Source organism: Burkholderia sp. Bp8992 (assembly GCF_003853705.1).
Lineage (GTDB): Bacteria > Pseudomonadota > Gammaproteobacteria > Burkholderiales > Burkholderiaceae > Burkholderia.
In genome coordinates, this window is record NZ_QTQI01000040.1 from 1 (window position 1) to 13,868 (window position 13,868).

Here is a 13,868-nt window from a genome sequence, read left to right on the forward strand (position 1 = left end):
CGCGATCGTCAGGTTCACGTTGTCGACGGCCGTGCTGTCGCCGAACTTCTTCACGACGTTCTCGATGCGGACGAACGCGTCCGTGCCGAAGCGTGCGCCGGCCGCGGCCGGCACTGCGGGGAGTGGCTGGATCATCGTCGTCTCCCTCAACCGCCCGACTTCAGTTGCAGCCAGAGACGGTTCTGCATCCGCGCGATCTCGGCGCTTCTGGGCATCGCGAGCGCCGTCTTCGCGATCGTCGCGTCGGACAGGTAGACGCTCGGATCCTGCACGATCGCCGGTGTCACGAACGCGCGCGCGGCCTTGTTCGCGCTCGGATAGAAGATCTCGTTCGTGATCGCCGCGTTGGTCTTCGGATCCTCGATGTAGTTGATCCACTTCAGCGCGGCTTCCGGATGCGGCGCATCCTTCGGAATCGCCATCACGTCGAACCACAGCAGGCCGCCTTCCTTCGGATTCACGTAGCGGATCTCGTACGAGCGCTTCGCGTCCAGCGTGCGCCGCCGCGCGATGCTCACGTCGCCCGACCAGCCGAGCACGACGCACACGTCGTTGTTCGCGAGATCGTCGGAATAGCCGGCCGAACTGAACTGCGTCACGTACGGGCGGATCTTCTTCAGCACGTCGTAGGCGGCCTGGTAGTCGGCCGGGTTCTTGCTGTTCGGATCCTTGCCCATGTACTGCAACGTCGCGGCGAACGCGGCGTCCGGCGCGTCGAGCAGCGAGATGCCGCAGCCTTTCAGCTTCGCCGCGTTCACCGGGTCGAACAGCAGCGCCCAGCTGTCGATCGGCGCGCTGTCGCCGAGCCGCTTGCGCACGGCCTCGACGTTGTAGCCGATGCCGGTCGTGCCCCATGCCCACGGCACGCCGTACTGGTTGCCCGGATCGACCTTCGCGATCATTTTCATCAGCACCGGATCCAGGTTCGCGAGGTTCGGCAGCTTCGACTTGTCGAGCTTCTGGTACACGCCGGCCTGGATCTGCTGCGCGAGATAGTTGGACGTCGGCACGACGATGTCGTAGCCCGAGCTGCCCGCGAGCAGCTTCGTCTGCAGCGTATCGTCGCTGTCGTAGCTGTCGTAGCGCACCTTGATGCCCGACTGCTTCTCGAACGTGGGCACCGTGTCCTTCGCGACGTACTCCGACCAGTTGTACACGTTCAGGTTGGTGTCGCCCGCGCGGGCCGACAGGCTGGCCGCGAGGGCCAGTACCGCCGACGCGACGAGCGTGGCGCGCAGGGCCGGAAGACGACGGATACGGATACGCATGGGGATTCTCCTTGTGATGGGGATCGGCCGTTGCGCCCGGTCCGCGTCCGGACTCGCGTCAACGCCGTCGAGCGGTGTTCAGCACAAGGGGCAATGTAGAGATCGCGGCCTGCACCGTCAGTCCTGCAAACCGGGACAAACGGCGACTTCGTTTCGGGCCGCTTGGGTAGATTCCCGCGTAGGCAGTCGAAATTATTCGTGATACCTGTAGCGCCACCTGAAATCTTCGACACCCGACGCCATGAGCGCTGCGCTTCCCGCCCCCGATCTCCCGCTGAGCCACGTCGCGTTCGTCACCGAAACGCTGGGCGATATCGCGCAAGCGGTCGGGACGCCGCAGTTCATGCGCGCCGTCTACGAGACGCTCGTGCGCTACGTCGACTTCGACGCCGTGCATCTCGACTACGAACGCGGCGCGTCGGCGGGCCGGCGCAACGTCGGCTGGATCGGCAGCTTCGGCCGCGAGCCCGAGCTGGTCGCGCAGGTGATGCGGCACTACTACCGCAGCTACGCGAGCGACGATGCGACGTATGCGGCGATCGAAACCGAAAGCGACGTGCAACTGCTGCAGGTATCCGCGCAGCGCGTCGCGAGCGAACTCCGGCACCTGTTCTTCGACGCGGGCGACATTCACGACGAATGCGTGATCGCGGGCGTGACGGGCGGCACGCGCTACTCGATCTCGATCGCGCGCTCGCGGCGGCTGCCGCCGTTCTCGCTGAAGGAGCTGAGCCTGCTGAAGCAGCTGTCGCAGGTCGTGCTGCCGCTGGCGTCCGCGCACAAGCGCCTGCTCGGCGCGATCTCCGCAGACGACTCGCCGCGCGACGAGCTCGATCTCGACCTCGTCGCGCAATGGCTGCCCGAATGGCAGGGGCGGCTGACCGCGCGCGAGATGCATGTGTGCGCATCGTTCATCCAGGGCATGACGTCAGCCGCGATCGCGCAGGCGATGGGGCTGAAGACGTCCACCGTCGATACGTACGCGAAACGTGCATTCGCGAAGCTCGGCGTCGAGTCGCGGCGGCAACTGATGACGCTCGTGCTGAGGAATGCGTCGCGACGGCACGACGCGTAGGCTGCCAGCCCGTTGCGCGCGCATCCATCACCGCGCCGCCTCATAACGATTCGACAATATATTGGTTCCCTTGACGATGCGCCGTCCGTATCGTTCACCGATTCGTCAGACCAATCGACCTACGGGGGAATCCAACAATGAAACGCATCCGTTCATTCGCACTGCTCGCGCTGCCGGCCGCGCTGTACGCCGCCGGCGCGCACGCGCAAAGCAGCGTCACGCTGTACGGCATCGCCGACGCAGGCATCGCCTACGTGCACAACGCGCAGAACGCGAACGGCAGCAATGCGTCGAGCCTCGTCAAGTTCAGCAGCGGCAACCTGTCCGGCAGCCGCTGGGGGCTGCGCGGCATCGAGGATCTCGGCAGCGGCCTGTCCGCGCTGTTCCAGCTCGAGAACGGCTTCAACATCGGCACCGGCGCACTCGGCCAGGGCGGGCGCGAATTCGGCCGCAAGGCCGTCGTCGGCCTCGCCAGCAGCACGTACGGTACCGTGACGCTCGGCCGCCAGTACGATCCGGTCGTCGATCTCGTGCAGGGCCTCACGCAGGACAACTACTTCGGCGGCGTGTTCGCGACGCCCGGCGATCTCGACAACTACGACAACAGCCTGCGCGTCAGCAACTCGGTGAAGTACACGAGCCCGCTGATCTCGGGCTTCCAGTTCGCGGCCCTGTACGGCTTCGGCGGCGTCGCGGGCGCCACCGGCAACGGCCGCACGTACAGCTTCGGCGCGAGCTACGCGAACGGCCCGCTGTCGCTCGGCGCCGGCTTCTTCTACGCGAACGGCGGCACGACGGTCGCCAACGGCGTGCGCACGTGGTCGAGCAGCTCGGACACGCTGTTCAACACCGTGATCAACCAGGGCTTCTCGAGCGCGAAGTCGATCCAGATCGTGCGCGTGGCCGGCCAGTACGTGGCCGGGCCGGCGACCTTCGGCCTCGCGTATTCGAATACGCAGTACGGTGCAGACACGCTGTCGGCGTTCAGCCAGAACGCGAAGTTCAACAACGGCTCGGCGTTCTTCAACTGGCAGTTCTCGCCGGCACTGCGCGCGGGCGTCGGCTACAACTACACGTCTCTGACGGGCCCGGCTTCCGCGCACTACAACCAGGTCAACCTCGGCGCGGACTACGCGCTGTCGAAGCGCACCGACCTGTATGCGCTGTTCGGCTACCAGAAGGCGAGCGGCAACACGCTCAACGCGAGCGGCGCCACCGTGAAAGCGGCCGCATCGGTCGGCTCGTACGGCGTGAACTCGGGCACCGATACGCAGGAACTCGCGATCGTCGGCATCCGCCACAAGTTCTGATCGCGTCGTCGCACGACGACTGCCCCGCAGGCGCGCGCCACGGTGCGCGCCTGCGGCGTTTACACTGTCCGACTTCAGGTTCCGCACGACGCAAGGAGACCGGCATGCTGACGGTATGGGGACGACGCAACGCGTTCAACGTCCAGAAGGTGATGTGGCTCGTCGACGAGCTCGCGCTCGCGCATCGGCACGTGCCGGCCGGCGGCCGGTTCGGCGTGCTCGATACGCCCGAGTTTCTCGCGATGAACCCGCATGGACGCGTGCCCTTGATCGACGACGAAGGTACCGTCGTATGGGAATCGCACAGTATCCTGCGCTACCTCGCCGCGCGTTACGGGCGCCCCGGCTTCTGGCGCGACGACCCGGCCGAGCAGTCGCGCGCCGACCGCTGGATGGACTGGGCGCAGACGACACTGCAGCCGACGTTCCTCAACGGCGTGTTCCGCGGTTACTTCCGGACGCCGCCCGAGCAGCGCGACACCGTGCGCGTCGAGCAGAGCATCGCGCAGTGCGCGCAGTATTTCCAGCTGCTCGACGCAGTGCTGGCCGAACATCCGTTTCTCGCCGGCGACACGATCACGCTCGCCGACATCGCGGCCGGCACGCACCTGTATCGCTATTTCGAACTCGACATCGCGCGGCCGGAGCTGCCGCACGTGCAAGCGTGGTACGAGCGCCTGCAGGCGCGGCCCGCGTATCGCGCGAACGTGATGATCCCGTTCGACGACCTGCGCGGCAAGCTCGACTAGGCTGGCGCCGCGCCGACGGCGGAACGACTTGCCGGAAGGTCTCGGGAACCGCTGATTGCCGGCCTAACGCCGCCGCATGCCTCCCGCCCCGCCCATGCCGCCGAACCGGTGCATGCCGCCAAACCCATGCCCGACTCCGACCGGGAACGCGCCATGGTGAAAGCCCGCGTCCATCGGTACACCGAAGCGGCGATGATCGATCGGGTTGAAATGGTTGAAGTGGTTGACGTGATCGAAGTGGTGGAAGCGATGGAACCGATCGACGAAGATGAAGCTCACGCCCGCGCCGATGAACACCGGCGGCCCCCAGTACCACGCGTCGTCATACGGATAGGCTGCCACCGGATACCACAGCACGCTACCGTCGGCACTTTGCACGATCTGCCAGGTGCCGTCGCTTTGAAGGCACGCGCGCCCGACGATTTGCTGCGCCGTGCCGTCGATGTCGGCTTGCGCGACGACTGCGCGGCAGTTCGTGCCGTTGTCCGAAGGATCGTCGATCATTTGCGCAAGGACGGACGTGGAAAGACCGAGACAGACGATGCCCGCCACGGATCGAAACAGGTTGCACATGATCGGCTCCTGCGTTGTTGCCCCCGACCACCTGATCCCCGGCGTCGCTGGCGGCGCCCGGAACACCGGTTTGCTTGCGCACGATGGGGCGCGCGGCGGTCATGGCGCACCGCGTCCTCGTGCAGGGTCTCCTGACGGCTAAACGACGCGGCCAGGCGGGTTATTCCTGGGGTCTGGATGCGAAGGGCCGGTGCCGGAACCGTCGGCACGCGTTGCCGTGGTCAGCGCACGGCGTGGCGAGTCGCGACGCGGTAGACGGCGGCTGCCGCGCCCCCGAATACCAGATGGGCTAGCAGCGTGATCTCGCCGCGAACCGGGATGAACCACGGGAAGATTGCGGTGAAGGCGTACAGGTTGACGCCATACAAGAGGAGTCCGAACGCGCCGCCGGCGAGCAGCGTGGCGCGGAACGACAATCCGTGGACCAGCCGTGCCAGCACGGCCGCATAGACCAGCGAAAGCGCGGCATGCACGACCGTCGCCACGCCCATGACCAGCGGATCGAAGCCGCCGGACGAACCGAGCACGCCGCGCCCCATCACGATGGCCGCCGTGAGGCGCGCGTCGCGAAGCAGGTTCCGGACGGCGTCATCGCCGACGATCGCCCAGAGCAGCAGCTCGATGACGGTCGAGGCGACCGCCGCGCCGAATGCTGCCCAGAGAATCGGAGCCGGACCGGTCTGCTTCAAGTGCCAACCTCCGCGATGACAGCCCGCTGCGCAGACTTACAACGGCCGTTCGCAATCCGACCAGTACGCAAACGGGTCGCGATGCTTCGGATAGTGCTCGTCGAGCCATTTCAGCAACGTCGCACGCGCATTGTCCATGTCGGCTTTCAGCGACGACGTCGTGAGTTCGTGCACTTCGATGGACTTTTCGCGGTCGATCACGAAGCAGTTCCAGTCGGGGCCGTCGAGATCCGGATCGTCGGATGCCTTCGACGACTTGCTCCAGCCGAAGCGCTTGCGTGCGTCGATGTAGTAGCGCGGGTGCACCTTCAGATACGACATCTCGCCGCCCTGCAGGCTGCTCTCGGCGCGCAGCACGTCGCGTTCGTCGACGATCTGCGTGACTTCCGGAAGGCGGCGCGAGCGCCATCCGGCCGGCAGCGTCGCCACGGCCCGGACGCTGTCGTACGTCCCCCATTCCAGCCCCCATGCTTCGGCCATGCGCTTCATGAACGCATCGGCGCTCGGATAGCCGCGCAGCTGGATCCGGGTCGACAGCGTGACTTCGACGCCGCCACGGCCGCCGGATGCACGGGACACCTCGTCGTCCGCCGCTTCGAACGGATTGCCGGGGCGCGGCGACGAACGCGTCGCGTCCGCAGGCGCCATGCCCGAAAACAGTTGATCCAGCGCGGCACGCGCTTTCGACGACTTGTCTGGTCTATTCATCGGTTCCCTTTTCTGCAAGTTTGAACCCGTACTGCAATGGTTGGAGATTGGCTCGCCGCCGGCCAAAGGCGCGATTTTGCCTCATTGCGGCGATCTCGCCGTATTCCGCGGCTGCATTGTAACGATCTGGCGACGCCGGTCGAGCGAACAGCATGGGCATGGACACGGTCCGTCGCATCCACGGCAAGCCGCGCGCCTACCCCAGCGCTTTCACCATCCGCTCCATCAACGCCAGCACTTCCGGCCGATTCTCGCCCTTCGCATGCACGAAGTGATACCTGAGCAGCGAATCGACTTCATGCCGGCTGACGCGGACGAGCGTACTGCGCTTCAGGTACGCGTCGGCCAGCGGCGTCCGCGCGAGCGCCACGCCGAGGCCCGCTTCGGCCGCCGCCAGCACGAGGTTGTAATCCTCGAACCGGCGATCCTGCGCCCGCGGCTTGAACGGAATGCCGAGCCCGTCGAACCAGGTGCGCCAGCCCGTCACGTCGGAATCGTGCAGCAGCGGCATGTCGAGCAGCGCGGCATCGCCGGTTCGGCGGCGCGCCTTCGCCAGCTGCTCGGCGAGCCGCGGATGCGCAACCGGATACAGCCGTTCCGGCATGAACGCACGGGTCTCGAGCTGGCGCCAGTTGCCGCGCCCGTACCGGACCGACAGATCGGCTTCGCCGCCGGCGATATCGACGTTGCGCAGTTCGATGCCGAGCTCGATACGCAGCGCGGGCGCCTCGCTTTCGAGCATAGGCTGCCGCTCGAACAGCCACAACTGCGCGAACGCGGGCACCACGCTCATCCGGACCAGCCGCGGCGTACGCGGGGAGCGCCACTGATCGGCCGCGCCGTCGATGATCGCGAATGCCTGCTCGATCCGGCCGACGAAGCGCTGCCCGTCCGGCGTCAGGCGCACGCCGCGCGCATGCCGCTCGAACAGCGCCATCCCGAGCCAGTTCTCGACGGCGGCCACCCGCCGGCTGATCGCGCCGTGCGTGACGCCGGAAACGTCGGCGGCCGCGAGAAACGAACCCTCGCGTGCCACCGTGCAGACGGTCTCCAGGCTCGCGAGCGGCGGCCGCGGGCCGGGCGCCGGCGCGGCGACCGGCAGTGCGCCCACGACCTGGCGCGCACGCGCCGGATCGTCAGCCCGCCGCGAACCCGAGCTGTGAGCCATTTTCATATCCGGATATTGATCTGTGCGCTAGCTTAACATCTCGCCACGCCGCACCATGGCTGCATGAATACCCTTTCCTCATCGACGTCGCGCGGCGCGCGACAACCGCTCGTCGCGGCAGGCGCGGTCGCGTTCACGATCGTCTCGTGGGCGTCCGCCTTCCCGTTCATCCGGATCGGCCTGCACGGCCTCGCACCGCTGCAGCTCGCGTCGGCGCGCTTCGCGACCGCGGCCCTGCTCGTGATCGCGTGGCTCGCATGGCGACGGCCGCCGCTGCCGACGAAAGGCGACGCGCTGCGCTTCGTCGCGTGCGGTTTTCTCGGCATCGCGCTTTACAACGCACTGCTCAATACCGGCGAGCAAACCGTGTCGGCCGGCGCAGCGAGTTTCATCGTGAACACGCTGCCGATCTTCACCGCGCTGCTGGCCGCCGTGTTTCTGCGCGAGCGCTTCAATCGCTGGGGATGGTTCGGCTCGCTGGTCAGCCTGGCCGGCATCGCGGTAATCGCACAAGGGCAGCCCGGCGGCCTCGTGCTCGGCTCGGGAAGCACGCTGATCCTCGGCGCGGCGCTGTGTTCGGCCAGCTATTTCGTCTTGCAGCGACGGCTGATCCCCGTGTACGGCGCACTGACCTGTACCGCGTACACGCTGCTGGCCGGCGCGGTGCTGCTCACGCCCTGGCTGCCCGGCGCGCTCGGGTCGCTCGCAGGCGGATCGCGCGATACGGCGCTGGCCGTCGTTGTGCTCGGCGTATTTCCCGCCGCGCTGGGTTACGCGACCTGGACCTTCGCGCTCGGCTACTTCGGCGCGGCGCGCGCGGCCAACTTCCTCTATCTGACGCCGGCGGTCGCGACGCTGCTGTCGATGGTGCTGACGGGCGAGCGGCCCGGCATCGCGACGGCATGCGGCGGCCTGCTGGCGATTGCCGGCGTGGTCTTCGTCGCATTGCGCGGACGTTCGTAGGATCGCAACGTCACCGAAAGACAGTACCGGCCCGTCGATCCGGATGCGGGCCGGGCGAAAAGACCCCGGCACCTGCCAAGCGGAATGGGTGATCCAGGCCGTGAAGTCCGCATCCGTTCGCCGATGCTGGCGGACCTGACCGTTAGTTGCGTTATAGGGGAGGCAACCGTTGATGAAGCCAGCCGACGAAACCGGATACGCGCTCGCGAGTGTCCAAACTGTGCAGACAAATCGACCGAACAGTTCCCGATTGACCGTGCATCAGTGTCCATGGCTTCGTCCTGGCGACCGGCCGAATAATGCATGTGGCCGTAAGGCCGACGACAGCGAATCGCAGCCTTGGGGCTCGCCGCAGCGCACGATTTCCGGCATCCGGGGCCTTCGACGTCCGGGCGCCGGCCCGCGCCGCACCGGCCCGCTACGCGATTCGCCGCAGCGCGCAAAACCGGCTTCAGATATATTCATACGAATTGCATGATGTCCGGCGACGATCCGCCCGCTCGCCCGGGCGGTCCGTCACACCACCGGACGCCATGCAAGTGAAGCCCGTGATGGGTATGGAGACTCGTCCGATCGCCCCGGCACCCCGGCCGGCCGGTCGAGACGTCACTAGAAAGACATTCAATTCGGAGATGGCAGATGGAACGAAGCACTGTCGGCATGCGCTGCAAACCCCTGATCACCGTTGCACTGGCTGCCGCCGCGTTCGCGGCCGCGTCGACGGCAATGGCCGACCAGGTCGTCAAGATCGGCAGCGTCGAACCGACGACGGGCGGTATCTCGCACCTCGGCAAGGACAACGAGAACGGCGCGCGCCTCGCGGTCGAGGAAATCAACGCCAAGGGCCTGACGATCGGCGGCAAGAAGGTCACGCTGCAGCTCGACGCGCAGGATGACGCGGCCGACCCGCGCCAGGCCACGCAGGTGGCGCAGAAGCTCGTCGACGACAAGGTCGTCGCCGTCATCGGCCACCTGAACTCGGGCACGTCGATCCCCGCATCGAAGATCTACAGCGACGCGGGCATCGTGCAGATCTCGCCGTCGGCCACGAACCCGACCTACACGCAGCAAGGCTTCAAGACGACCTACCGCGTCGTCGCGACCGATGCGCAGCAGGGCCCGGCGCTCGCGAGCTACGCGCAGTCGAAGGGCGTGAAGAGCGTCGCGGTGATCGACGATTCGACCGCGTACGGCCAGGGCCTCGCGAACGAGTTCGAGAAGAAGGCGAAGGCGCTCGGCCTGAAGGTGCTGTCGCACGACGCGACCAACGACAAGGCCGTCGACTTCCGCGCGATCCTGACCAAGGTCAAGGGCGAGAACCCCGACGCGATCATGTACGGCGGCATGGACGCCACCGGCGGCCCGCTCGCGAAGCAGGCGAAGCAGCTCGGCCTGCGCGCGAAGATCCTGTCCGGCGACGGCGTGTGCACCGACTCGCTGGCCGAACTGGCCGGCCCGGCGGCCGACAACGTGCTGTGCTCGCAGGCAGGCGCTGCGCTCGAGAAGATGCCGGGCGGCGCGGACTTCCTCGCGAAGTATCAGAAGCGTTTCAACCAGGGCATCAAGTTCGACGCACCGTTCGCGTATGACGCGGTCTACATCGCGGTCGACGCGATGAAGCGCGCGAATTCGACCGACCCGGCGAAGATCCTCGCGGCGATGCCGTCGACGAAGTACGACGGCGTGATCGGCACGACGACGTTCGATTCGAAGGGCGACCTGACGCACGGGATCATCTCGATCTACGGCTACAAGACCGGCAAGAAGACCTTCCTCGACCAGGTGAAGATGTAATCCGCCGCGGCGCCGGCACGACGGGAACGCCACCTGTCGGCGCCGGCGCCACGCGGACCGATTTCTGATTCGCGGAGACGAAGCATCATGTGTGCAATGGCGTATGCGGAATTTCAACAGGAGTTGAAGAAGGCTCAGCTGACGGCGCGCGAGTTCGCCCGCCTGATCCGGATGAACGAAAGTTCGATCACGAACTATTCGAGCAAGGGCACCGTCCCGTCCCACCTCGCGGTCATCGCGAAACTGATCGGCACGCTGGCCGCGCACGAGATCGACTTCCGGCGCGTGATCCGGCAAATGCGGATCGAGCCGAAACGGCCGCGCGGCGTCGGCGTGTTTCCCGCGGCGGAAAAGCCGCGCACGCGGAAAGCCGCGAAAGCCGACGCCTGAACGGCGGCATGCGTCGAACGCGGCAAGGAGATGGACGCTCGACGCTCGATCGATGCGCCCTCACGGGCCGTGCGACACGCGCCGCCCGATCGTCACCCCGCCGCCCGCACGTGATCGAGCAGCGCCTGCAGCGGATGGCGCACCTGCTTCGACGACATGCGCTTCACCTGGCTGCGACAGGAATACCCGGTCGCCAGCGCCTCGCCTTCGTCCTCCGGGCCGTCGACGTGCGCCGCCCACGACTGCGCATAGATCGTCTTCGACGTCGCGAGATTGCGCGTCTCATGCCCGTAGGTACCCGACATCCCGCAGCATCCGGTCGACTCGACCTTCAACCGCAGCCCGCGCCGCGCGAACACCTGCATCCATTGCTTGCCGCTGTCGGGCGCATTGGTCTTCTCGGTACAGTGCGGCAGCAACCGGTACGAACCGGTCGCACCGCCCGCACCGGCTTCCGGCAGTGCCTGCAGCAGCCACTCCTGCGGGAGTGCAACTTTCGGTACCTCGGTAAGCCCCGTCACCTTCAGGTATTCCTGCCGGTACGTGAGCGTCATCGCCGGATCGAGACCGACCAGCGCGACGCCCGAACGCGCCAGCGCGGCCAGTTGCGTCGCATTGCGGATCGCGGCCTTCTCGAACGCCTGCAGAAAGCCCTGGACGTGCAGCGCCTTGCCGTTCGGTGCGAGCGGCGCGAGCCAGACCTGGAAGCCCGTACGCGCCGCCAGCTCGATCAGCGTCGCCAGTTGCCCGGTATCGAAATAGCGCGTGAACGTGTCCTGCACGATGACGACGCTGCGCTCGCGCTGCGCATCGCTCAGTGCGGCGAGCGCATGCGGGTCGGCCGGCTTCACGTTCCATTGCCGGATCACGGCCGCGAGATCGAAGCGGCTCAGCAGCGGGCTGTCGACCATCCCGACCTGCCGCTCGAGCAGCGTGCGCATCCACCTCGCACGCATCAATCCGTTGTACAGCGCAGGCACGCGTGCCATCCACGGCATCGTGAATTCGAGCGAGCCGATCAGGTAGTCGCGCAGCGGCCGCAGGTAGCGCTGGTGATACAGCTCGAGAAAGCGTGACCGGAACTCGGGCACATTGACCTTCACCGGGCACTGTCCCGCGCACGACTTGCATGCGAGGCAACCGGCCATCGCGTCGTACACCTCGTGCGAAAAATCGGCGTCGCCGCTGCGCGCCGCGCGGCTGTTGCGCCAGCGCTCGGCCAGGCCGCGCAGAAGCGGCTGCCGCGCACGCGCCGCCGCGACGACGTCGATGCCGGCCTGTCCTTGCAGGCGCAACCATTCGCGCATCAGCGACGCGCGCCCCTTCGGCGATTGCACGCGTTCGCGCGTCGCCTTCCACGACGGGCACATCGCGTCGTCCGGATCGAAGTTGTAGCACGCGCCGTTGCCGTTGCAGTGCATCGCCGTGCCGTAGCTCTGCCACACGCGCTCGTCGATCTGCCGGTCGTGGTCGCCGCGCGTCGGCACCTCGTCGATCTTCAGCAGCCGCATCGTGTTGTCCGGCGGCGTCGCGATCTTGCCCGGGTTGAACTGGTTGTGCGGATCGAACGCGGCCTTCAGCTGCTGCAGCGACGGATACAGCTCGCCGAAAAACGCCGGTGCATATTCGGAGCGCACGCCCTTGCCGTGCTCGCCCCACAGCAGGCCACCATGCCGCTGCGTGAGTTCGGCCACCGCGTCCGACACGGGCCGCACCAGCGCGGCCTGCTTCGGGTCCTTCATGTCGAGCGCCGGGCGCACGTGCAGCACGCCCGCGTCGACGTGGCCGAACATCCCGTACTGCAGCCCGTGGCCGTCGAGCAGCGCACGGAATTCGGCGATGTACGCGGCGAGGTTCTCGGGCGGCACCGCGGTGTCCTCGACGAACGGCTGCGGGCGCGCCTCGCCCTGCACGTTGCCGAGCAGGCCGACGGCGCGCTTGCGCATCGCATACACGCGCTTCACCGCATCGTCGCCGGCCGCGAGCGTATGGCCGAGGCGCTCCACGCTCGTATCGGTGCGCAGATGCTCGACGAACGCACGCACGCGCGCATCGACGTCGTCCGCGTCGTCGCCGCTGAACTCGATCAGGTTGATGCCGAGCGTCGGCCGCTGGTCGTCCTGCGGGAAATACTCGGCCACGCTGCTCCACACGAAATCCTTCATCGCGAGCATCAGCACCTTCGAGTCGACCGTCTCGATCGACAGCGGCTTGAGTTCGAGCAGCGCGCGCGCATCGCGCAGCGCGTCCATGAAGCCCGCATAGCGCACGTTGACGAGCACCGAAACCTTCGGGATCGGCAGCACGTTGAGTTTCGCCTCGACGACGAAGCCGAGCGAGCCCTCCGCGCCGCACAGCACGCTGTTCAGGTTGAAACGGCCGTCGGGTTCGCGCAGGTGCGCGAGGTCATAGCCGGTCAGGCAGCGGTTGAGCTTCGGAAATTTCGCGTCGATCAGCGCCGCCTTGTCGTCGCTGATGCGGCGCGCGGTGCGATACACCTTGCCGATACGATCCTGCCGCGCGCACCGGCGCTCCAGTTCGTCGTCATCGAGCGCGCCGCTGTGCAATTGCTCGCCGCCCATCAGCACGAAATCGAGTTCGAGCACGTGGTCGCGCGTCTTGCCGTACGTGCAGCTGCCCTGCCCGCTCGCATCGGTGTTGATCATCCCGCCGACGGTCGCGCGATTCGACGTCGACAGCTCCGGCGCAAAAAACAGCCCGTGCGGCTTCAGCGCCGCATTGAGCTGATCCTTGACGACGCCCGCCTGCACGCGCACCCAGCGCTGCTCGACATCGATTTCGAGGATCCGGTTCATGTTGCGCGACAGGTCGACGACGACGCCGTCGGTCAGCGACTGCCCGTTCGTGCCCGTGCCGCCGCCGCGCGCGGCCACGGCAACGTCGCGGTGCGCGGGCTCGGCCAGCAGTCGTGCCACCAGCCGGACGTCATCGGCATGCGCGGGGTAGATCACCGCCTGCGGCAGGCGCTGGTAGATCGAGTTGTCGGTGGCCTGCACCGTCCGGTTCGCGTGATCGGCACGGATCTCCCCGGCGAATCCGGCGGCCCGCAGCGCGGCGAGAAAGTCGCGGTACGCGTTGGCAGGCGGGCTGGCGGGACGGGGCAACGGGGCGATCGACATGGGTAAAAGCGCAGTGTGGGTGGAGCCGGCCGGCATGCGCG

At 67.0% G+C, this 13,868-nt stretch carries 12 protein-coding genes and 1 pseudogene; 6 read left to right on the plus strand and 7 right to left on the minus strand.

Going from position 1 to position 13,868, the window contains the following annotated elements; genetic code table 11:
- Window positions 1-135: pseudogene (locus DIE03_RS35060) on the minus strand (polyamine ABC transporter ATP-binding protein); the annotation flags it as partial.
- A gap of 11 nt (window positions 136-146) precedes the next feature.
- Complete coding sequence (locus DIE03_RS35065) at window positions 147-1,268, minus strand: polyamine ABC transporter substrate-binding protein (RefSeq protein ID WP_124456679.1); 1,122 nt, start codon at window positions 1,266-1,268, stop codon at window positions 147-149.
- A gap of 241 nt (window positions 1,269-1,509) precedes the next feature.
- Between DIE03_RS35065 and DIE03_RS35070 the strand changes: the two genes are divergently transcribed.
- The 3 genes from DIE03_RS35070 (at window position 1,510) to DIE03_RS35080 (ending at window position 4,402) form a co-directional block, all read left to right on the plus strand.
- The gene (locus DIE03_RS35070; RefSeq protein WP_124456680.1) at window positions 1,510-2,343 is read left to right on the plus strand and encodes a helix-turn-helix transcriptional regulator; all 834 of its coding nucleotides are present in this window, start codon (window positions 1,510-1,512) and stop codon (window positions 2,341-2,343) included.
- A 137-nt stretch (window positions 2,344-2,480) separates the two neighbouring features.
- Window positions 2,481-3,653: a porin gene (locus DIE03_RS35075; RefSeq protein ID WP_124456681.1), complete on the plus strand. Its 1,173-nt coding sequence runs from the start codon at window positions 2,481-2,483 to the stop codon at window positions 3,651-3,653.
- 104 nt (window positions 3,654-3,757) lie between these two features.
- Window positions 3,758-4,402 (plus strand): glutathione S-transferase family protein, encoded by a 645-nt coding sequence (locus DIE03_RS35080; RefSeq protein WP_124456682.1) that lies wholly within the window; start codon window positions 3,758-3,760, stop codon window positions 4,400-4,402.
- 63 nt (window positions 4,403-4,465) lie between these two features.
- On the opposite strand, the gene DIE03_RS35085 is transcribed toward DIE03_RS35080, so the two are convergent.
- From DIE03_RS35085 to DIE03_RS35100, 4 genes are all read right to left on the minus strand, one after another.
- On the minus strand, window positions 4,466-4,975 hold the full coding sequence (locus tag DIE03_RS35085; RefSeq protein ID WP_124456722.1) for a hypothetical protein: 510 nt from the start codon (window positions 4,973-4,975) through the stop codon (window positions 4,466-4,468).
- 221 nt (window positions 4,976-5,196) lie between these two features.
- Window positions 5,197-5,664 carry a sodium:proline symporter gene (locus tag DIE03_RS35090; protein WP_124456683.1) on the minus strand — a complete coding sequence of 156 codons (468 nt, stop codon included), beginning with the start codon at window positions 5,662-5,664 and terminating at the stop codon, window positions 5,197-5,199.
- A gap of 36 nt (window positions 5,665-5,700) precedes the next feature.
- Window positions 5,701-6,372, minus strand: coding sequence for a nitroreductase (locus tag DIE03_RS35095; RefSeq protein WP_124456684.1), 672 nt, complete (start codon window positions 6,370-6,372; stop codon window positions 5,701-5,703).
- A 196-nt stretch (window positions 6,373-6,568) separates the two neighbouring features.
- Complete coding sequence (locus DIE03_RS35100) at window positions 6,569-7,546, minus strand: LysR substrate-binding domain-containing protein (RefSeq protein WP_124456685.1); 978 nt, start codon at window positions 7,544-7,546, stop codon at window positions 6,569-6,571.
- A gap of 57 nt (window positions 7,547-7,603) precedes the next feature.
- Here DIE03_RS35100 and DIE03_RS35105 point away from each other — a divergent pair, with 57 nt between their 5' ends.
- The 3 genes from DIE03_RS35105 (at window position 7,604) to DIE03_RS35115 (ending at window position 10,687) form a co-directional block, all read left to right on the plus strand.
- Window positions 7,604-8,503, plus strand: coding sequence for a DMT family transporter (locus DIE03_RS35105; RefSeq protein WP_124456686.1), 900 nt, complete (start codon window positions 7,604-7,606; stop codon window positions 8,501-8,503).
- A 639-nt stretch (window positions 8,504-9,142) separates the two neighbouring features.
- Window positions 9,143-10,297, plus strand: a complete 1,155-nt coding sequence (locus DIE03_RS35110; protein ID WP_124456687.1) for a branched-chain amino acid ABC transporter substrate-binding protein — start codon at window positions 9,143-9,145, stop codon at window positions 10,295-10,297.
- 87 nt (window positions 10,298-10,384) lie between these two features.
- Entirely contained in the window at window positions 10,385-10,687 is a 303-nt protein-coding gene (locus tag DIE03_RS35115) for an XRE family transcriptional regulator (RefSeq protein WP_124456688.1), read from the plus strand.
- Between the two features lie 92 nt (window positions 10,688-10,779).
- On the opposite strand, the gene DIE03_RS35120 is transcribed toward DIE03_RS35115, so the two are convergent.
- The gene (locus DIE03_RS35120; RefSeq protein ID WP_124456689.1) at window positions 10,780-13,827 is read right to left on the minus strand and encodes an FAD-binding and (Fe-S)-binding domain-containing protein; all 3,048 of its coding nucleotides are present in this window, start codon (window positions 13,825-13,827) and stop codon (window positions 10,780-10,782) included.
- Window positions 13,828-13,868 lie beyond the last annotated feature (41 nt).

Bases quoted from the DNA above. Each gene is read 5' to 3' on its own strand.
- DIE03_RS35065 (WP_124456679.1), bottom strand. From the start codon at position 1,268: ATGCGTATCCGTATCCGTCGTCTTCCGGCCCTGCGCGCCACGCTCGTC.
- DIE03_RS35070 (WP_124456680.1), top strand. From the start codon at position 1,510: ATGAGCGCTGCGCTTCCCGCCCCCGATCTCCCGCTGAGCCACGTCGCG.
- DIE03_RS35075 (WP_124456681.1), top strand. From the start codon at position 2,481: ATGAAACGCATCCGTTCATTCGCACTGCTCGCGCTGCCGGCCGCGCTG.
- DIE03_RS35080 (WP_124456682.1), top strand. From the start codon at position 3,758: ATGCTGACGGTATGGGGACGACGCAACGCGTTCAACGTCCAGAAGGTG.
- DIE03_RS35085 (WP_124456722.1), bottom strand. From the start codon at position 4,975: ATGTGCAACCTGTTTCGATCCGTGGCGGGCATCGTCTGTCTCGGTCTT.
- DIE03_RS35095 (WP_124456684.1), bottom strand. From the start codon at position 6,372: ATGAATAGACCAGACAAGTCGTCGAAAGCGCGTGCCGCGCTGGATCAA.
- DIE03_RS35100 (WP_124456685.1), bottom strand. From the start codon at position 7,546: ATGAAAATGGCTCACAGCTCGGGTTCGCGGCGGGCTGACGATCCGGCG.
- DIE03_RS35105 (WP_124456686.1), top strand. From the start codon at position 7,604: ATGAATACCCTTTCCTCATCGACGTCGCGCGGCGCGCGACAACCGCTC.
- DIE03_RS35110 (WP_124456687.1), top strand. From the start codon at position 9,143: ATGGAACGAAGCACTGTCGGCATGCGCTGCAAACCCCTGATCACCGTT.
- DIE03_RS35115 (WP_124456688.1), top strand. From the start codon at position 10,385: ATGTGTGCAATGGCGTATGCGGAATTTCAACAGGAGTTGAAGAAGGCT.
- DIE03_RS35120 (WP_124456689.1), bottom strand. From the start codon at position 13,827: ATGTCGATCGCCCCGTTGCCCCGTCCCGCCAGCCCGCCTGCCAACGCG.